Origin of the sequence: Sphingomonas qomolangmaensis (genome assembly GCF_024496245.1) — a bacterium.
Lineage (GTDB): Bacteria > Pseudomonadota > Alphaproteobacteria > Sphingomonadales > Sphingomonadaceae > Sphingomonas > Sphingomonas qomolangmaensis.
On sequence record NZ_CP101740.1, the window covers coordinates 1,672,018 to 1,690,578 of the forward strand.

At 66.7% G+C, this 18,561-nt stretch carries 20 protein-coding genes; 10 read left to right on the plus strand and 10 right to left on the minus strand.

The window, feature by feature from the left end; translation table 11 throughout:
• The first annotated feature begins 80 nt into the window (after nucleotides 1–80).
• From obgE to lptG, 7 genes are all read left to right on the plus strand, one after another.
• Nucleotides 81–1,154 (plus strand): GTPase ObgE, encoded by a 1,074-nt coding sequence (obgE, locus tag NMP03_RS07880; RefSeq protein WP_256507923.1) that lies wholly within the window; start codon nucleotides 81–83, stop codon nucleotides 1,152–1,154.
• A gap of 22 nt (nucleotides 1,155–1,176) precedes the next feature.
• On the plus strand, nucleotides 1,177–2,289 hold the full coding sequence (gene proB / locus NMP03_RS07885) for a glutamate 5-kinase (protein ID WP_256507924.1): 1,113 nt from the start codon (nucleotides 1,177–1,179) through the stop codon (nucleotides 2,287–2,289).
• A complete protein-coding gene (locus NMP03_RS07890; RefSeq protein ID WP_256507925.1) occupies nucleotides 2,286–3,182 on the plus strand; it encodes an NAD-dependent epimerase/dehydratase family protein in 897 nt (298 codons plus the stop codon). The genes proB and NMP03_RS07890 overlap by 4 nt, the downstream gene beginning before the upstream one ends.
• A gap of 64 nt (nucleotides 3,183–3,246) precedes the next feature.
• Nucleotides 3,247–3,489: an acyl carrier protein gene (locus NMP03_RS07895; protein WP_256507926.1), complete on the plus strand. Its 243-nt coding sequence runs from the start codon at nucleotides 3,247–3,249 to the stop codon at nucleotides 3,487–3,489.
• A gap of 140 nt (nucleotides 3,490–3,629) precedes the next feature.
• Complete coding sequence (gene spt, locus NMP03_RS07900; protein WP_256507927.1) at nucleotides 3,630–4,898, plus strand: serine palmitoyltransferase; 1,269 nt, start codon at nucleotides 3,630–3,632, stop codon at nucleotides 4,896–4,898.
• 370 nt (nucleotides 4,899–5,268) lie between these two features.
• Nucleotides 5,269–6,438 carry an LptF/LptG family permease gene (locus NMP03_RS07905; protein ID WP_256507928.1) on the plus strand — a complete coding sequence of 390 codons (1,170 nt, stop codon included), beginning with the start codon at nucleotides 5,269–5,271 and terminating at the stop codon, nucleotides 6,436–6,438.
• Nucleotides 6,439–6,469: 31 nt separating this feature from the next.
• Nucleotides 6,470–7,564, plus strand: coding sequence for an LPS export ABC transporter permease LptG (gene lptG / locus NMP03_RS07910; protein ID WP_256507929.1), 1,095 nt, complete (start codon nucleotides 6,470–6,472; stop codon nucleotides 7,562–7,564).
• A gap of 10 nt (nucleotides 7,565–7,574) precedes the next feature.
• Here lptG and NMP03_RS07915 read toward each other — a convergent pair whose 3' ends face one another.
• Nucleotides 7,575–8,672, minus strand: a complete 1,098-nt coding sequence (locus NMP03_RS07915; protein WP_256507930.1) for a fatty acid desaturase family protein — start codon at nucleotides 8,670–8,672, stop codon at nucleotides 7,575–7,577.
• Nucleotides 8,673–8,757: 85 nt separating this feature from the next.
• Between NMP03_RS07915 and NMP03_RS07920 the strand changes: the two genes are divergently transcribed.
• Nucleotides 8,758–9,906: an N-acetyltransferase gene (locus NMP03_RS07920; protein WP_256507931.1), complete on the plus strand. Its 1,149-nt coding sequence runs from the start codon at nucleotides 8,758–8,760 to the stop codon at nucleotides 9,904–9,906.
• A gap of 46 nt (nucleotides 9,907–9,952) precedes the next feature.
• Here NMP03_RS07920 and NMP03_RS07925 read toward each other — a convergent pair whose 3' ends face one another.
• The 6 genes from NMP03_RS07925 to NMP03_RS07950 form a co-directional block, all read right to left on the minus strand.
• Nucleotides 9,953–10,192 (minus strand): hypothetical protein, encoded by a 240-nt coding sequence (locus NMP03_RS07925; protein ID WP_256507932.1) that lies wholly within the window; start codon nucleotides 10,190–10,192, stop codon nucleotides 9,953–9,955.
• Between the two features lie 161 nt (nucleotides 10,193–10,353).
• Entirely contained in the window at nucleotides 10,354–11,124 is a 771-nt protein-coding gene (xth, locus tag NMP03_RS07930) for an exodeoxyribonuclease III (protein ID WP_256507933.1), read from the minus strand.
• 4 nt (nucleotides 11,125–11,128) lie between these two features.
• On the minus strand, nucleotides 11,129–11,470 hold the full coding sequence (erpA, locus tag NMP03_RS07935) for an iron-sulfur cluster insertion protein ErpA (RefSeq protein WP_256507934.1): 342 nt from the start codon (nucleotides 11,468–11,470) through the stop codon (nucleotides 11,129–11,131).
• Nucleotides 11,471–11,533: 63 nt separating this feature from the next.
• Nucleotides 11,534–12,712: a M23 family metallopeptidase gene (locus tag NMP03_RS07940; protein ID WP_256507935.1), complete on the minus strand. Its 1,179-nt coding sequence runs from the start codon at nucleotides 12,710–12,712 to the stop codon at nucleotides 11,534–11,536.
• Nucleotides 12,713–12,941: 229 nt separating this feature from the next.
• Nucleotides 12,942–13,415 carry a peroxiredoxin gene (locus NMP03_RS07945; RefSeq protein WP_256507936.1) on the minus strand — a complete coding sequence of 158 codons (474 nt, stop codon included), beginning with the start codon at nucleotides 13,413–13,415 and terminating at the stop codon, nucleotides 12,942–12,944.
• Nucleotides 13,412–16,105 carry a bifunctional [glutamine synthetase] adenylyltransferase/[glutamine synthetase]-adenylyl-L-tyrosine phosphorylase gene (locus NMP03_RS07950; protein WP_256507937.1) on the minus strand — a complete coding sequence of 898 codons (2,694 nt, stop codon included), beginning with the start codon at nucleotides 16,103–16,105 and terminating at the stop codon, nucleotides 13,412–13,414. The genes NMP03_RS07945 and NMP03_RS07950 overlap by 4 nt, the downstream gene beginning before the upstream one ends.
• On the opposite strand from NMP03_RS07950, the gene NMP03_RS07955 reads away from it, so the two are divergent.
• Nucleotides 16,104–16,364, plus strand: a complete 261-nt coding sequence (locus NMP03_RS07955; protein WP_256507938.1) for a hypothetical protein — start codon at nucleotides 16,104–16,106, stop codon at nucleotides 16,362–16,364. The two genes, NMP03_RS07950 and NMP03_RS07955, sit on opposite strands and share 2 nt — an antisense overlap.
• Nucleotides 16,365–16,371: 7 nt before the next feature.
• Here the strand turns inward: NMP03_RS07955 and NMP03_RS07960 are convergent, their stop codons facing one another.
• The 3 genes from NMP03_RS07960 to NMP03_RS07970 form a co-directional block, all read right to left on the minus strand.
• Nucleotides 16,372–17,010 carry a sigma-70 family RNA polymerase sigma factor gene (locus NMP03_RS07960; protein ID WP_256507939.1) on the minus strand — a complete coding sequence of 213 codons (639 nt, stop codon included), beginning with the start codon at nucleotides 17,008–17,010 and terminating at the stop codon, nucleotides 16,372–16,374.
• A gap of 109 nt (nucleotides 17,011–17,119) precedes the next feature.
• Complete coding sequence (locus tag NMP03_RS07965; protein ID WP_256507940.1) at nucleotides 17,120–17,254, minus strand: hypothetical protein; 135 nt, start codon at nucleotides 17,252–17,254, stop codon at nucleotides 17,120–17,122.
• 43 nt (nucleotides 17,255–17,297) lie between these two features.
• On the minus strand, nucleotides 17,298–18,098 hold the full coding sequence (locus tag NMP03_RS07970; protein WP_256508059.1) for a response regulator: 801 nt from the start codon (nucleotides 18,096–18,098) through the stop codon (nucleotides 17,298–17,300).
• A gap of 392 nt (nucleotides 18,099–18,490) precedes the next feature.
• On the opposite strand from NMP03_RS07970, the gene NMP03_RS07975 reads away from it, so the two are divergent.
• Nucleotides 18,491–18,559 (plus strand): NepR family anti-sigma factor, encoded by a 69-nt coding sequence (locus NMP03_RS07975; RefSeq protein WP_256508060.1) that lies wholly within the window; start codon nucleotides 18,491–18,493, stop codon nucleotides 18,557–18,559.
• Nucleotides 18,560–18,561: the final 2 nt, after the last annotated feature.

Genomic DNA, 18,561 nt, shown 5'->3' on the forward strand with positions numbered 1-18,561 from the left:
CTTCGGGCTGCCACCTCCCCATTGCGGGGGAGGACTCCGTAGGCTTCGACATTTCCCCGTAACTGCGCTATCGGCACCCCATGCATTTTCTTGACCAGGCAAAGATCTTCGTCCGATCGGGCGCGGGCGGCGGCGGAGCGGTTGGCTTCCGGCGTGAGAAATATATCGAATATGGCGGCCCCGACGGCGGCGACGGCGGCAAGGGTGGCGACATCATCTTCGAGGCCGTCCCCGGCCTCAACACGCTGATCGACTTTCGCTACACCCAGCATTTCCGCGCGCCGCGCGGCAATGGCGGCGCCGGCAGCAACCGCACCGGCGGCGGCGGCGAGGATCTGGTGATCAAGGTGCCCGTCGGCACCCAGATCATCAGCGAGGACAAGGAACATGTGCTCGCCGACTTCACCAAGCCGGGCCAGCGCCAGGTGTTCATGCGCGGTGGCGATGGCGGGCGCGGCAACGCCAGTTACAAGACCTCGACCAACCGCACCCCGCGCCAGCATGGCAGCGGGTGGCCGGGGGACGAGGCGTGGGTGTGGCTGCGGCTGAAGCTGCTTGCCGATGCCGGGCTGTTGGGGCTGCCCAATGCGGGCAAATCGACCTTCATCAACGCGGTGACCAACACCAAGGCCAAGGTCGGCGACTATCCGTTCACCACCACGCGCCCGCAATTGGGCGTGGTCAGCCACAAGTCGCGCGAATTCGTGCTCGCCGACATTCCGGGGCTGATCGAGGGTGCCGCCGATGGCGCGGGGATCGGCGACCGGTTCCTGGGCCATGTCGAGCGCTGCCGCGTGCTGCTCCATCTGGTCGACGCCAATGGCGATGACGTGATGGAAGCGTATCGCATCGTTCGCGAAGAGATCGCCGCCTATGGCGCCGACCTCGACGACAAACCCGAGGTGATCGCGCTCAACAAATGCGACCTGCTCGATGCCGAACTGGTCGAAGCGATGACCGCCGAATTGCGCGAGGCATCGGGCGGTGCCGAGATCTTCGCGATTTCGGGCGCGACCGGCGCGGGTATCGAACCGCTGCTCGACCGGATGATCGAGACGATCGGCCCGGTCGAGCGGACGCATTACGAGCTCGACCATGATGATGACGAGGACGACGAGGGTGCTGGAGAAGTGAAGGCATGGTCGCCGATCTGATCGCGCACTCGCAGGCCCAAGCGTGACCTTTTCGCCTGCCGCCTGTCCGCGGCTGGTCGTCAAGGTCGGGTCTTCGCTGCTGGTCGATCCGGCGGGGGAGATTCGCCGCGACTGGCTGGCGAGCCTGGTCGCCGACATCGCCGAGCGGACGCGTGCGGGCCAGCAAATCGCGGTGGTGTCGTCGGGCGCGATCGCGCTGGGGGCGCGGCGGTTGAAGCTCGCCAAGGGCGGCCGCGCGAGCCTCGAGGATGCGCAAGCGGCGGCGGCGACCGGGCAGATCGCGCTGGCGGGCACCTGGGCGGGGCTACTCCACGAACAAGGGCTAACCGCCGCGCAGATGCTGTTGACGCTCGACGATCTCGAAGATCGCCGCCGCTACCTCAACGCCGCCGCGACGCTCGACCGGCTGCTGCGGCTGAACGTCGTGCCGATCATCAACGAGAATGATTCGGTCGCGACCGAGGAAATTCGCTTCGGCGACAATGACCGGCTGGCGGCGCGGGTCGCCGGCGCGGCGATGGCGCAGGGGGTGATCCTGCTGTCCGACGTCGACGGGCTCTACACCGCCAACCCCGCGACCGACCCGGCGGCGACGCTGATCCCGCGCGTCGAGACGATCGCCGCGATCGAGGGGATGGCCGATGGGTCGTCGCGATCGGGAATGGGATCGGGCGGCATGCTCGCCAAGGTCGAGGCGGCGCGGATCGCGACGGCGGCTGGCGCGCATCTGGCGATCGCAGGAGGGCATGGGCTGAATCCGTTGCAACGCTTCGCCGACAGCGGCCATGGTACCGTCTTCGTCGCCCCCGCGAGCGCGCCTGCGCGCAAGGCGTGGCTGCGCGGCGGGCTTACCGCGCGCGGTGCGATCCATATCGATGCCGGCGCGGTCGAGGCGTTGCGCGCGGGCAAGAGCCTGCTTCCTGCGGGCGCACAGCGGATCGACGGGCGATTCGCGCGCGGCGACCTGGTGCTGCTGGTCGCACCCGATGGCAGCCATGTCGCGCGGGGGTTAACCGAATATGGCGATGCCGATGCCGCGCTGGTGATCGGGCGGCGGAGCGACGAACTGGGTGACCTGCTCGGTTACGCGCCGCGCTCGGCGTTGGTGCATCGCAACCACATGGCGTTGCTGTGAGCGTATTGGCGATCACCGGCGGGACCGGCTTCGTCGGGTCGCGGCTGATCACGCGGGCGCTCGCCGATGGCCACCCGGTGCGCGCCCTCACCCGCCGCGCGCAGCCGCCGCGTGAGGGGGTGACCTGGATCGAAGGCGCGCTCGATCGCATCGGCGCGCTTTGCGAGGGCGCCGATGCGGTGATCCACGTCGCTGGCGTGGTGAACGCCCCCGACCGCGCGGGGTTCGTCGCGGGCAATATCGACGGCACGCGCGGGGTGCTCGACGCAGCCAAGGCGGCGGGGGTCGCACGCTTCGTCCATGTCTCGTCGCTCGCGGCGCGCGAGCCCGATCTTTCGACCTATGGCTGGTCGAAGGCGCAGGGTGACGCGCTGGTGACCGCGAGCGACCGCGATTGGGACATCGTCCGCCCGCCCGCGATCTATGGCCCCGGCGACATGGAGCTGCGCGATATGTTCTGGCTGGCGACGCGCGGGGTGATGCCGCTGCCGCCGCCGGGCAAGCTTTCGATCCTGCACGTCGATGATCTGGTGCGGCTGCTGCTCGCGCTCGCGGGCAGCAAAGGCGCGCGCGAGATCTACGAAGTCGACGACCAGACCCCCGGCGCCTGGACGCACGACAGCTTCGCGCGCGCGCTCGGTCGTGCGGTCGGCCAGCGGGTGATGCCGCTGTCGCTGCCCCGCCCGTTGCTGGCGATCGCGGCGCGGGTCGCGCGCGCGGTACAGGGGGACAAGGCCAAGCTGACCCCCGATCGCGTCGCCTATTTCTGCCATCCCGACTGGACCGCCGACCCCGATCGCCGCCCGCCCGCTGCGCTGTGGCAACCGCGGATCACCGCTGCAGAGGGGCTACCTGCCACCGCCCAGTGGTATCGCGCCAACGGCCTGCTATAGCAGCGCCGGAAAGCCGCCGCATTTTGCTGGCAGGCCGATACGCAACTTAGCCAGAAAGCACCGAATGTCCGACCGTCAGGCGATCTTCGACACCGTCACCGCCCAGATCGAACCCTTCAACAAGAAGGGCATCGCGCTGGAGGAAGGCACCACCTTCGCCGGCGATCTCGAATGGGACAGCCTGACGGTGATGGATTTCGTCGCCGCGGTCGAGGACGAGTTCGACGTGCTGATCACGATGAACATGCAGGCCGAGATCGAAACCGTCGGCCAGTTGGTCGATGCGGTGCAGAAGCTGAAGCAGTAACCACCGTTCGTCCTGCGTAGCCATTGAGCCCGTCGAAATGGCGTATCGAAGGACCGGGTCGTCTTGGGCATGTTCCTTCGATACGGGTCTTCGACAAGCTCAGCCCTTACGCAGGACGAACGGGCCAGGATGGATTTGAGATGACCGAAGCCGCAACCGCGCCCCATGCCCTGCCCGTCGAACCCGCGACCGCGCCGCCCGCGCGCGACCTGTTCAGCAAGTTCGACCCGCTGATCGCCGAGCGCGAGGCGCTGCTGGCCACGGGCGTGCGCGATCCGTTCGCGATCGTGATGGAGCGCGTGAAATCACCGACCGAGGCGGTGATCCGCGGCAAGGACACGATCCTGCTCGGCACCTATAATTATATGGGCATGACCTTCGACCCCGACGTGATCGCCGCGGGCAAGGCGGCGCTCGACCAGTTCGGATCGGGCACCAATGGCAGCCGGATGCTCAACGGCACCTTCCGCGACCATGTCGATGCCGAGGAAGCGCTCAAAGAATTCTACGGGGCCGACCACGCGATGGTGTTTTCGACCGGCTACCAGGCGAATCTCGGCATCCTGTCGACGATCGCCACCAAGGGTGAGTACATCATCCTCGACGCCGACAGCCATGCGTCGATCTATGACGGCTGCGCGCTGGGCAATGCCGAGATCGTGCGCTTTCGCCACAATTCGGTCGAGGATCTCGACAAGCGCCTCGGCCGGCTGCCCGCCGAAGCCGGCAAACTGGTAGTGCTCGAAGGCGTGTATTCGATGCTCGGCGACATCGCCCCGCTTCGTCAAATGGTCGAGGTCGCGCGCAAGCATGGTGCGATGGTGTTGGTCGACGAAGCGCATTCGATGGGCTTTTTCGGCGAGCATGGCCGCGGCGTGTACGAGGAAGTCGGGCTCGAACTCGGCACCGATGTCGATTTCGTGATCGGCACCTTCTCGAAATCGGTGGGCACCGTCGGCGGTTTCTGCGTGTCGAACCATCCCAAGTTCGAAGTGATGCGGCTGTCGTGCCGGCCCTATATCTTCACCGCCTCGCTGCCCCCCTCGGTGGTCGCGACTGCGGCGACCTCGATCCGCAAGCTGATGACCGCCGACAAGAAGCGCGCGCAATTATGGGACAATGCGCGCACGCTGCATCGCGGGCTGACCGACATGGGGTTTAAGCTCGGCACCGCGCAGCCCGATTCGGCGATCATTGCGATCATCCTGGACGACCAGCAGCAGGCGGTGGTGATGTGGCAGGCGCTGCTCGAAGGCGGCCTGTACGTCAACATGGCGCGCCCGCCGGCGACGCCTGCAGGCACCTTCCTGCTGCGCTGTTCGCTATGCGCCGAACACACCCCCGAACAGATCGAGCGGGTGCTGGCGATGTTCGGCGCGGCGGGGCGTGCGGTGGGGGTGATTTCGTAAATCTTGGGGTTCGTTCCATCCTCCCCCGCCAGGGGGAGGTGGCAGCCGAAGTCTGATGGAGGGGGCGGACACGAAGCGCCCGCGACCTGCACGCGCTGGTTAGCCAAAATGCACAACCACCGACCGCACCCCATCCGCCCCCTCCGACCGACGCCGAAGCGTCCGCCACCTCCCCCTGGCGGGGGAGGAATAAGGGGTTACGGCATCCGGCCGCGTCTTGGGCGCTCGGCGCTAGCCCCCTCGCCCAGGGCCGGGGTGACGTACCGATGGCGAATTCGATGCTGACGCCTTGGTCTCTGCCGGGTATAGCCGGGCGTTCACCCCGTAGCGAAAGCACGCTTTTCCCGACATGAAGTCGATCGACCGCTACATGGCACGCCTGATCGCGGTGCCGCTGTTTTCGACGCTGGTGATCGCGGCGATGCTGCTGGTGCTCGACCGGATGCTCCGATTGTTCGACTTCGTCGCGACCGAGGGCGGGCCGGTAAGCGTCGTCTGGAAGATGCTCGCCAATCTGCTGCCCGAATATTTGGGCTTGGGCATTCCGATCGGGCTGCTGCTCGGCATCCTGCTGGCGTTCCGCAAGCTGGCCGCCTCGTCCGAGCTCGACGTGCTCCAGGGCGTCGGCATGAGCTATTGGCGGCTGCTGCGCGTGCCGTATTTCTACACCATCGTGCTGGCGGCGCTGAACCTGGCGATTGTCGGCTATGTCCAGCCGACCGCGCGCTATGCCTACGAAGAACTCCGCTTCGAGCTGCGATCGGGCGCGCTCGGCGCGTCGATCAAGGTCGGCGAATTCACCAGCTTCGGCGCTGACATGACGATGCGGATCGAGGACAGCCGCGACAGCGGCCGCGACCTCTCGGGCATCTTCGTCAATTTTCGCGACAAGGAGGGCGGCTGGTACGCCGCCTCCGCCGAGAAGGGCCAGTTCCTCGCGACCGACGATCCGAACACGATCCTGTTTCGCCTGACGCGCGGCACGCTGGTGCATAATTCACCCGGCTTCGTGCGCCCGCGCGTGCTGACCTTCACCAGCCATGATTTGCCGATCCCGCTGCCCGAATTCGGGCGCTTCCGCGCGCGCGGCGACCGCAATCTCGAGCGCACCCTGCCCGAGCTGGTGCGGCTGGGCGGTGACGACGATGCCAGCCCCGAGCTTCGCAACACCAGCCGCGCGGCGTTCCACTTCCGCGTGGTCGAGGTGGCGACGATGTTCCTGCTGCCGCTGCTCGCGCTCGCGCTCGGCGTTCCCGCCAAAAGGTCGGGATCCGCGCTGGGCGTCTTCCTGTCGATCGTGATGATCGTCACCTATCACAAGGTGAACGAATATGGCGAAGCGGTGGGCGGGCTCGGCCGCGTCGATCCGATCATTGCGCTTTGGGTACCCTTTGCCCTGTTCGCCGCCTTGGTCGGCTGGATGTATTATCAGATCGCCTATGTCCCCGGCGGCCAGCCGATCGGCGGACTCGAACGCGTGGCGGGCAAGCTGGTGAAGGCAGTGACCAGCCGCCTGCCCGGCCGGCGCCGGACCGCTTGATGCCCGATCGCTTCCTTAAGGCGCTATCGCAATGAACGTGTCGTTTTTCCCGTCGCGGACGGTGTCGCTCTACATGGGCAAGATGTTCCTGATCCGCACCTTCGCCATCCTGGCGGCGCTCGTAATGGTGCTCCAGGCGCTCGACCTTTTGAGCGAGAGCGGACGCATCCTTGCCTATGAGGGCAATGGCCAGGCCGAGGTGTGGCGCTATGCGTCGCTGCGCACGCCACAGATCATCGCGCGCTTCCTGCCCTTTGCGGTGCTGCTCGGCACGATTATCACGCTATCGACGCTCAACCAGAATAGCGAGATCATCTCGCTCAAGGCCGCGGGGCTTTCGGCGCACCAGGTGCTGGCGCCGCTGATCGTCACTGCGTTGGGCGTCGCGGTGCTGTCGTTCGCGTTCAACGACCGCGTCGTCAGCCGCGCGACCGCGACGCTGAGCGCCTGGGAGCGGGTCGATTTCGGGCCGATGCCCGTCGATCGCGGCGATCGCGCGAATATCTGGGTACGCGAAGGCGACGACCTGGTGCAGGTGCGCGAAGTGCGTGGGCGCGGCGATGCGGCGCAACTACGCGGCATCAGCCAGTATAAGCGCCAGGGCGGATCGATCGTGTCGGTGATCATGGGCGAGCGCGGGGTGCGCGAGGGAGATGGCTGGCGGCTGACCAACGCGACGCGGTTCGACGTTCGCCGCGGCGAGGTGCAGCGCCTGCCCTCGATCGTGATCGGGCGCGGGATCAGCCCCGATCAGTTCACCTTGTCGTCGGTCGAGGCCGATGCGCTGTCGTTCGGCGAGCTCAAGACCGCGGTAGGCGAGCTGGAGCAGGCGGGTCGCCCGACGAAGGCGCTGGAGGGCGCGCTGTGGCATAAATTGTCGGGGCCACTGTCGTCGATCCTGATGCCGCTGCTGGGCGCGGTCGCGGCGTTCGGCATCGCCCGATCGGGCAAGCTCTTCATCCGCGCGGTGATCGGGATGGGTCTGGGCTTCGCCTATTTCGTCGCCGACAATTTCGCGCTCGCGATGGGCAATCTTGGGGCCTATCCGCCGTTCCTGGCGGCGTGGGCACCGTTCCTGCTGTTCTTCCTGATCGGCGAAGCGGTGCTGGTGCGGACCGAGGAATGATCCGCAGCGTCTAGCGGCTGCGCAGCGTTCCGCGCACCAGCCGGTTCAGCAGCCCCGGCAACCCGTCGTAGCTCGCCTTGTGATAGGGCGAATGCCCGTCGAACGCGGTCGACAATCGGCGATGCGCCTCGCCCAGCGAATGATAGGGCAGCCCCGGCAGCAGATGATGCAGCGCGTGATAGCGCAGCCCCACCGGCGCCCACAGCACAGGCAGCGTGGCGGGCGGCGGCACGTTGACCGAATCAAGATATTGCGCGGTCAGCGACATTTCCTCGCCCTCATTCTCCCACAGATGCGCGACCAAGGTGCGCACCTGGTTGATCGCCATCATCCCCGAGATCGTCGCGAGCAAAATGACGAACGCCTTGAGCGGCAGCACCCCGGTCGCAGTCGCGGCGATCAGGCCGATCGCCCAGATGCTGGTCGCGATCTCGAGCTGCCACCAGCGGCGCATCGCCTCGCCCTCGGTCGGGCGGCGGCGGAATTCGGGGTTGATGCACAGCGCCGAGAAGCGCGCCTCGACCGGGCGACGAAGCCACGGCACCAGGATCGTCAGGGGTGTCAGGAGCGCATAGCGCACCAGGAAGCCGATCGGCGCCAGCGCCGAAACCAGCACGAACAGCGGCACGCTCCACGGCTTCATATGCGCCAGCGGCAGATATTCGGGGTCCTCGGCGGTGCCGTAGCGAGTCTTGGCGTGGTGCAGGTTGTGCACGCCTTCATAGGTGAACGACGGCGCCATCAGCGGCACGCCGATCAGCGCGTTCCACCCCAACCGGAAGCCGGGCACCGCGGCATGCTTCATATGGCTGACTTCGTGGATGAAGCTGGCGGCGCGATAGAGCGCGAGCACCGAGACGAGCCAAGACACGATCGCCCAGTCGAGCGGTTCGAACAGGATCGCGCCAGCGAGCGCAGCATAGCCCACCGCGGTCGATAGCAGCAGGTCGGTCCAATAGAGCGCCGGCCGCGGCGCGAGCAGGTCACGCGTCATTTCGGCGGCGGTACGCAACATCGCCTTGTCGTCTGCCACCTGGCCGAGTGGCAGCGACAGCCGCGCCGAGGCGATACCGGTGGCGTCGAGCCCGTCGAGAGAGAAAGAATTCATGGTACTCGTCATTAACGCCAGATAGTGGCAGTATATGGGCATTCAATAAGTTGACATCCGCCGGGCGACGCGGGACGACGCTGCCATGATCGCCATCCGCCCCGTCGCCACACGCGCCGATCGCAGCAAATTCATCGACTTGGCCTATCGGCTCAACGCCCGCGATCCCAACTGGATCGCCCCGCTTCGCAGCGAAGTGGCCGAGACGATCGACCCCGGCAAGAATGGCTGGTTCAGCCACGCCGAGGGGCAGTTGTTCCTGGCCGAACGCGACGGACAGGTCGTCGGGCGCATCTCGGCGCATGTCGATACGCTGGCGCTGACGATGCCCGCCGACCGCGGCTTCGGCCCCGGCGCGGGGCAATGGGGGCTGTTCGAAGCCGAGGACGAGGAAGTCGCGCACGCGCTGATCGCCACCGCCGAGACATGGCTGCGCAATCGCGGGCTCACCCGTGCGCTGGGGCCGATCAGCCTGTCGATCTGGGAACAGCCGGGGTTGCTGGTCGAGGGCTTCGATCATCCACCGACGGTGATGATGGGGCATAACCTGCCCGAGCAGCGCGGCTGGATCGAGCGCGCGGGCTACACCCCCGCCAAGGAACTCGTCACCTACGACCTCGACATCACCCCCGATTTCCCGCCGATCGTCCAGCGGATCATCGCCGCGGGCGAGAAGAACCAGCGGATCGTCATCCGCCGGGTCGACAAGTCGCGCTTCGACGAAGAGGCTGGGATCATCCTCGCCATCCTCAACGATGCCTGGCGCGACAATTGGGGGTTCGTGCCGCTGACCCCGCCCGAGATCGCCGATGTCGGGCGCAAGCTGAAGCCGATCGTGTTCGAGGACCTGATCCGCATTGCCGAAGTCGATGGCGAGCCCGTCGCGTTCCTGATCACCCTGCCCGACCTCAACGAAGCGATCGCGCCGCTGAACGGCAATCTCTTCCCCTTCGGCTGGGCCAAGTTGCTGTGGTGGCTGCGCACGCCGCCGCAATGCCGGACGGTGCGCGTGCCACTGATGGGGGTGGTCAAAAGGCTGCAGGCCTCGCGGATGGCGAGCCAATTGGCCTTCATGATGATCGAATATGTCCGTCGCGACACGCTCGCCAAGTTCGGCGCGACTCGCGGCGAGATCGGCTGGATCCTCGACGACAATCAGGGGATGATCGCGATCGCCGATGCGATCCACGCCAAGATCAACAAGCGCTACACGATCTACGAACGCACGCTGTAGCGGCGGATACCGGGCCGCGATCGTCGCGGCCCGGCATCGTGAAGCGTCACCGTACGGATACCTTGATCCCCTGCTTGGCCCATTCGGCGCGGGTGTTGCATTCGGTGCGCGGGATGCGCGAACCGGTGATCGTGTCGCGGAAGCAGATCCGCTGATTGGGGTTGGGCGCCGCCTTTTGCGATTCGGCGGCGGTGGCGCGCGTCGCCGGCTTGGGGTCTTCGGCGAGCGCCGGTGCGGCGATTGCAAGCGCGCAGGCGGCGGCGAAAATCGGCGTGAAACGGGTCATCGGCTTGTCCTCCGTAACCGCCTTACGCGGCGGCACGTGTAGCAGTGCACTAAGCATGCCAGACACTCGATCAAAGCAATATCAACAACTTAGCGAGATTCTCGCTCGGCGTTTACACTAGTAGTCAGTGAATCGCGCCATAACATGGCGCCGCGCGCCAATCAGCGTAGCTGGACCCAGGTGGGCGCGTGATCGCTCGCCTTTTCACGCCCGCGATAGGCCTTGTCGACCCCGGCATCGACCAGGCGATCGGCGGCCATCGGGCTGAGCAGCAGATGATCGATGCGAAACCCGGCGTCGCGCTGCCAGGCGCCGGCCTGATAGTCCCAGAAGGTCCATACCCCGCCGCCGGGGAAGCGGGTCCGCAGCGAATCGGTCCAGCCCTGCGACAGCAGCCGGCGATAGGCCTCGCGCGATTCGGGCTGCATCAGCGCGTCGCTGGCCATCGCGCGCACCGAATAGGTGTCGTCGTCATTGGCGATGACGTTGTAGTCGCCGGCGAGCACCACCGCGCGTTCCTCGCCCAGCAGCGCCCGTGCGCGCGCCGACAGCCGCTCGAACCAGCGCAGCTTATAGTCGAATTTGGGGCCGGGCTGCGGGTTGCCGTTGGGCAGATAGATCGATGCGATCACCACGCCGTCGACCTCGGCCTCGAGATAGCGGCTATGTTCGTCCTCGGGCTCGCCCTCTAGCCCGCGCAGCCGCTCGACTGGGTCCGCGCCGCGCGCCAGGATGGCGACGCCGTTGAAGCCCTTCTGCCCATGCCAGATCGCGCCATAACCCGCGTCGCGGATATCGCGTTCGGGAAAGGTCTCGTCGCTCGACTTCAGTTCCTGCAGGCACACGACATCGGGCTTCACCTCATCGAGATACTCGATGAGCCGTGGCAGCCGCGCCTTGATGCCGTTGACGTTGTAACTCGTGATTCGCACAGGGTCAGATCGCGAAGCTGGAGCCGCATCCGCAACCCGCGGCAGCCTGCGGGTTGGTCACCTTGAACGCGGCGCCGCCCAGGCTCTCGACGAAATCGACCTGCGCGCCGCGCACCAGATCGAGGCTCATCGAATCGACGATCAATCGCACGCCATCGGTTTCGGCGATCGTGTCGTCGGCATCAGGGCCATCGGCCAGTCCGAAGCGATACTGGAAGCCCGAACAGCCCCCGCCCTCGACCGAGAGCCGCAGGATCGCGGGCTTCGCCTGCTTGGCGGCGATCGCGGCAACGCGTGCCGCCGCCGAGGGCGTCAACGCGATCGCGGATGGTTCGATACTGGCCATGGATCAGAGATAGGGGAAGCAGGCGCCACCGGCAATGGATGGCGCCCTGCCCGACCGATCGGCTTACTTCGACAGCGGACCGCCGACGTTCGCGCGCTGGCGCAGCGCCTTGTCCTGCGAGGCGAGCAGCATGTCGGCGCTCTGCATATACGGCATCGGATTGACCGGACGACCGTCGATGCGGACCTCATAGTGAAGATGGCTGCCGGTCGAACGCCCGGTCGAGCCCATCAGCCCGACCAGCTGGCCGCGCTTCACGCGGGTGTTGTCCGACACGATGACGCGCGAGAGGTGACCGTAGCGCGTCTGGATGCCCTTGCCGTGGTTGATCTCGACGAGGTTGCCATAGGCGCCGGCGCGCTGCGCGCGGCTGACGACGCCGTCGGCGGTGGCATAGACCGGGGTGCCGATCGGGCCGGGAATGTCGAGGCCGGCATGCATCGCCGCAGTGCCGCGGAACGGATCCGAACGGACGCCGAAGCTCGAGGTCAAGGTGAGGTTCTCGACCGGCTGGAGCGACGGGATCGCGATCACCGCCTGTTCGAGCGTGTCGAGCTTCTTCCAGCTCTGGAACAGCGAGCGGAACTGCGCATCGGCATTGGGCTCGGCGGCGGCTTCCGCCTCGGCTTCGCGGTCGAGCGGCTCGAACGGACCGCCCATGGCCAGGCCGGCCTTCGAAAGAACGCGGTCGGGGCGGACGCCCAGGCGGCGGAGATGCTTTTCGGTGGCGGCGATCCGCTGCTCGGTGGCGGCGCGGGCCTGGATGGCGAAGGCGACCTGCTGGTTCTCGATCCGGCGGAGGGGGGCGATGATCGAGGCGGCAGCGGGGTTGGCGGGGATTTCGGCGAGTGCGGCGAGTTCCTGGGGGTCACCCTTCCCGCTGAGGACCGAGGCGATCAGTGCCTGGCGCTGCTCGACGCGGGCGGCATGGGCCTCGGCGGTCTGTTTCACCGACGCGACGTCGGCGCGCATCCGGACGACTTCGGCTTCCATCTGCGCCAGTTCGGCATCGGCGGCGGCGAAACCGTTGGTCTCTAGCGCGCCATCGACGGTCTGAGCGACGCCGAGCGCCGAGAAGGTCAGCGTGATCGCGGCGACCCCGGCCATCATCGCCTGGGTACGGCCGGTCACCGAAAGGCGGCGGAGCTTGTGGCCGTCATGGAAGATGAAATCGCGGGTGCTGAAAAAGCTTCGGAACCTGTTGGACAGGCTTTCGTTCTTGCTGCTGGAAAGATTGTTCATTTTTCCCCGGCGACCATGTTGCGCGGCCCCCAGAATGGCGGCTGCGAGAGGTTTGTCACGATCGCAGCCCCTCCGCGCTCTGACGATTGGGTTGTGCGGAAACTACGCATCGACAGCAATAGCAGTATGATTTGTGCGCGTTAGACCGGGTTGGCGGCACGGCGAGTCGTTGAACGGCGGCTTAATCAGCCGAATTCCAGCCCAACGTCCGGCCCGAATCCCGTTAGCGCTACCCCCGCGGCAGCGCGTTGGCGGCCGCGAGCACCTCGTCGACATGGCCCGGCACCTTCACCTTGCGCCAGGCGCGCACCAGCCGGCCATCGGCGCCGAACAGGAAGGTCGACCGGTCGATCCCCATATATTGCTTGCCGTACATGCTCTTTTCGACCCAGGCGCCGAACGCTTCGCAGACCCTGTCGTCGACGTCGCTGGCGAGCGGTACAGCGAGCGCATATTTGGCGGCGAACTTCTGGTGCTTGGCGGGCGGATCCTTCGAGATGCCGAGGATATCGACACCCGCCGCCTCGAAAGCGGGCATCGCCTCCGAAAAGCCCTGCGCCTCGCGGGTGCAGCCCGGCGTATCGTCCTTGGGGTAGAAATACACCACCAGCGGGCGGCCGGTAGCGTCGGCCAGGCGCCGCACGCTGCCGTCGGGCAGCGTCACCGCGACGTCGGGGATCGGGGCACCGGGTTCGAGCGTCATTCTTCGTCTCCACCAATCGCCGCCCAGGCGGCGCGCACTTCCTGGCGCGTCGCCTCGAGCGATGCAACCACCGCGCCCCAGTCGGGCAGTGCCAGCGCGCGCGCGATCAGCGCCTGCGTCGGCACCGCGGGGGGCTGCGCGTCGGGAGCGACCAGCCGCAGCGTCACCAGCAGCCGCGTCAGCAGATCATGCGCCGGGCCGATCGCCGCCGGCAGATGCCCCGCGGCGACCAGCGACGCGATCGCGGTGGGCAGATCGGGCGAAAAGCCGGAGCGATGCACCAGCTGCCGAACATGGACGGCGAATTCGAGATCGACCAGCCCGCCATCGAGCAGCTTGGCATCGAGCGGGCCTTGCGCGGGCTTGTGCGCGCGAATGTCGCGCCGCATCGCGCGCGCTTCGGCGACGATGTCGCGTTCGGGGCGTTCGCCCGCCAGCACCGTATCGATCGCGGCTTGCGTCGCGGCGCGCGCGGCGGGCGAGCCGAAGACCGCCCGCGCGCGGGTGAGGGCCATATGCTCCCAGGTCCACGCGCTCTCGCGCTGGTAGCGCGCGAAGCCCTCTAGCGAGACCACCAGCGGCCCCTGCGTTCCCGAAGGGCGCAGCCTGGTATCGACCGGATAGAGCGGCCCCGACGCGGTCGCGACCGATAGCGCGGCGGTGAGCCGCTGCGCCAATCGGTTGTAGTAGAGCACCGCGGCTAAGGGCTTTGCGCCGTCCGACTCGCCGCCGTGATCGCCGGTGAAGAGATAGATCAGGTCGAGGTCCGACGCATGGGTGAGCGCCGCCCCGCCGAGCCGGCCGAGCGCGAGCACCACCAGTTCGCTGCCGGGCACCACGCCATGCCGCCGCGCGAATTCGGCGACGGTCGCATCGCCCAGCGCGACGATCGCGGCTTCGGCGACGCGCGCATAGCCCGCCGCGACGTCGAGCGGATCGGCGGTGCCCGCGACGATCTGTACCCCAAGCGCAAAGCGCTTTTCGTTGACGATCCGGCGGACATGATCGAGCTGGCGCTCATAGCCGTCGCCGTCGAACGAGCGCAGCCGCATCTCGCCCGCCAGTTCGGCGACCGACCCCACCGGATCGAGCGCGCTGGCGTCGATCAGCCCGTCGAGCAATTCGATCCGCCGCCCGAGCGTGTCGGCGAGCGTCGGGGCATAGCTCAGCGTCGTCGCGAGCAGGCGCATCAGCGACGGCTGCGCTTCGAGCAGGCGGAAGAAGTTGATCGCGCTGGGCAGCCGCGCGAGCATCGTATCGAGCCGGGCGACCGCCGCCGCGGGATCGGGCGCGTCGCCGAACGCCTCGCACAATTGCGGCAGCACCGCTTCGAGCGCGGCGCGCGCGGGCGGGCTGCGCAAGGCAGGGTAGTTGCCCGTCCGCCACTGCTCGATCCGCCGCACCACTGCGTCGGTTTCGCCGAACCCGAGCACGCGAAGCCGCTCGCCCAGCCCATCGTCGCCGCCCGGAAGCCGCGTCTCGCCCTGCGGTTCGATAGCGTCGTAGATCCGCCCCACCCGCTCGACATGCGGGCGCAGCAGGTCGAGCAGCGCCGCGCCATCCTGCAGGCCATGCAGCCGCGCCACGCGATCGAGCGCCTCGCCGCTCGGCAGCGCGTGGGTCTGGCGATCGTCGATCATCTGGACGCGATGCTCGATCGTGCGCAGCAGGCGATAGGCCTCGGCAAGGTGGACCGCGTCGCCGGCGTCGATCCAGCCCGCCGCCGCCAAGGCCGCGAGCGCATCGAGCGTGGCGGGCGCGCGCAGCACCGGGTCGCGGCCACCGTGGATCAGTTGGTGGACCTGCGCATAAAATTCGATCTCGCGGATGCCGCCGCGGCCGCGCTTGAGGTCGTATCCCGCGCCGAACGCCTGCCCCTGGACATGATGGTCGCGGATGCGGACGGTAATCTGGCGGATCTCGGCGATCGTCCCGAAATCGAGCGCGCGGCGCCACACGAACGGCCGGATCGCGGCCAGGAACCGCTCACCCAGCGCGATATCGCCCGCCGCCGAACGCGCGCGAATGAACGCCGCGCGCTCCCACGCCAGCGCCTGTGATTCATAATAGCCGATCGCGGCATCGACCGGCAGCGCGATCGGGGTGATCTCGGGCGAAGGCCGCAGCCGGAGGTCGACGCGCAGCACATAGCCATCGGCGTCGCGCGCCTGCAGCAATTCGACCACGCGCTTGCCGATGCGTACCGCGGCATCCTCGACATCCTCGCGCGGGCGGCACGGCAAGGTAGCAGGATCGTACAGCAGGATCGGATCGATATCCGACGAGTAATTGAGCTCGTGGCTCCCCTGCTTGCCCAAGGCGATCGCGACGAACCCGGTGGGCGCCGCCCCCGGCGTGCGCTCCTCGATCGCGGTGCGGATCGCGGTGTCGAGCGCGTGGTCGGCAAAGCTCGTCAGCGTTCCGACCACCTGCTTGAAGCGATAAACCCCTGCCAAGTCACCGAGCGCCACGAGCAGCGCCAGCCGCCGGCGCTCGATCCGCAAGCGTTGCGCGACCGGTCGCTCGTCGATGTCCCCCGCCGCGATGCGCAGCGGATCGGCCAGGGCGGCCGCAGCATCAGCAGCAAGGTCGGGCTCGCGGTCGATCAACCAGGCGAGAAAAGGCGCGAATTGGCGCGCGCGATCGAGCGCTTCGGACAGCGCGCGGGCGTCAGCAATTGGGTTCATCATGTGCCCCGCAGAAGAATTCGCTGAAGCTGCAACATTGCGGCAACAAATCGGCCAATGGCTCGTTGTCGCCTGTATGAAAATGCTTTCGCCGCATCATGGAACCAATGACGATGCCATGCACGTCGTCATCGCGATGCCGCAAGCCGGCGACACCATCGGCGGGGTGCTGCGCCGGGTGTATGGTCGCGAACGCGCGCTGCCGGGCGACATGCTCGAGCTTCTTGCACGGATCGACGCTTCGCCCGCCCTCGACGCCTAGGCCATGCTCAGCGATCGCGGCTGAGTTCCTCGACTTCGCCCATGATCGTATCGAGCGCACTGCGCCCGCCGGCATCATGTTCGCGGCGTGACGGCAAGGCGCCGTCGGTCAGCAGATTCTCCAGCGCTACGCGGCCACGCGCCACCCGGCTCTTGATCGTGCCGACCGCGACTTCGCAGATTTCCGCCGCCTCTTCATAAGCGAAACCGCCCGCCCCCACCAGAATCAGCGCCTCACGCTGCGGGCGCGGCAGATGCAGTAGGGCACGCTGCATATCGGTGAGCTCGACATGACGGTCCTGGCTAGCGGGAGCCGCCAGCAGCCGGTCGGCCACGAGATCGTCCCACTCCCCCTTGAACCGCGCCCGCCGCATCTGCGACAGATACAGGTTGCGCAGGATGATGAAGGTCCAGGCACGCATGTTGGTACCCGCCTGGAAGCGCTGGCGCGCCGCCCATGCCTTCAGCAAGGTTTCCTGCACCAGATCGTCGGCCAGGTCACGGCTGCCCGACAAAGACCGCCCGAAGGCGCGAAGATGCGGGATTACCTGGGTCAACTGAACCTTGAACTCGCTATCCGAAAGCGAGACATGTTCGACTACTACCTCGACTTCGGGCGCTTCGTCATGCTCGTCGTGCTGCGACATTCGTATCCGTTCAACAGGGTGCGGTCGATCCACACCGGAACCGCGAAGATAGGGGGTAGCGGGGGGGTTGGCCACCCCCCTCCCCGGCCTTGCGCCGGGGTTGCCGCGTTCAGCTCAGCAGCAATACGGCGAAAATAATCACCACCAGCACCAGCGAGATCGGCAGGATATACCGCGTCATATGCGGGGTGGCGCCGGCGCGGGCGCGGTCGGTATCGATATGTGGTTCGTTCTGGTCGGCCATGTAAGCGCCCCCTTGAATAGACTGAAATCTGGCTTCGGTGCGATCAGCCGGCGGGTACCGATGACTGATCGAAGAACAATGCTTGGCTGATCGCCGCCTTCACCGTCGATCGCTGGAACGGCTTGGTGATCAGGAAGGTCGGCTCGGGGCGTTCCCCCGTCAGCAACCGTTCGGGGAAGGCGGTGATGAAGATCACGGGGACGTTGAACTGCGCAAGGATGTCCTTGACCGCATCGATGCCCGAGCTGTCATCGGCCAACTGGATGTCCGCCAAGACGAGGCCGGGACGATCTTCCATCGCCAATGCGACTGCTTCGTCGCGCGTCACCGCAACGCCGGTGACCTCATGACCGAGATCGCGGACGATCGTTTCGATGTCCATCGCGATGATCGGCTCATCCTCGATCACCAGCACCCGCGCGCGGGTCTGCTGCTCGATTTCGGACAGCGCATCGGACACCAGGGTGTCGATCTCGTCGTCGGACACGTCGATCAGATACGCCGCATCCTCGACGGTGAAGCCTTCCATCGCGGTCAGCAGCAATGCCTGGCGCGACAGCGGCGCGATGCGCGAGAGCCGGGCGCGTGCGATTGCTTCGGGATCGCTGGACGCTTCGCCGGGAAAGCGGTCATCGTCGATGTGCGCCGACGACCAGATCGCCTGGAACGTGCGGTACAGCCCGAGCCGCGGATCGACGTCCTTGGGAAACTCCTCGGGCGCCGAGACGATGGCTTCGAGCGTGGCGCGCACATAGCGGTCGCCTTCGGTCTGGCTCCCCGTCAGCGCGCGGCCGTAGCGGCGCAGGAAAGGAAGATGGGGAGCAAGCTGTTGGCCAAGCGACATGATCGGGGTGGTCTCCATCCAGTTGAGCGCGATATATGACAACGCTCAAAGGCGTTTTTTGATGCGAGCGCAATGGCGGGGGACGCATCCCCCGTTTTTGCTTCGCGTCTGGAACCAACGAGATTGTTTTTGGTTTCACCCCGGAAGCGCACTTGCTAGCGCGGTACAAAATGCTGCGGTCGGATGGTGTGCAACCCGAAAAAGTCATAGTCGCTGGCCAACTTGCTGCAGAAGTTGCACAGAAGGTCGATCATATCATCGTGCCGCGCGTTGCGGGATGAAGGGGGAAATTGGTGCGTCCTGGGAATAAACCCACAAACGAAGCGGTGACGGCGAAAAGTGCGTCGGAATCGCGCCACAGCGAAAAGTCCGTGGGGGACGCGTTGCGTGCAGTGTACCGCCAGGCAATCGACGAAAGCATTCCCGACGAGTTGCTGGACCTCCTCAAAAAGCTAGATTAGCC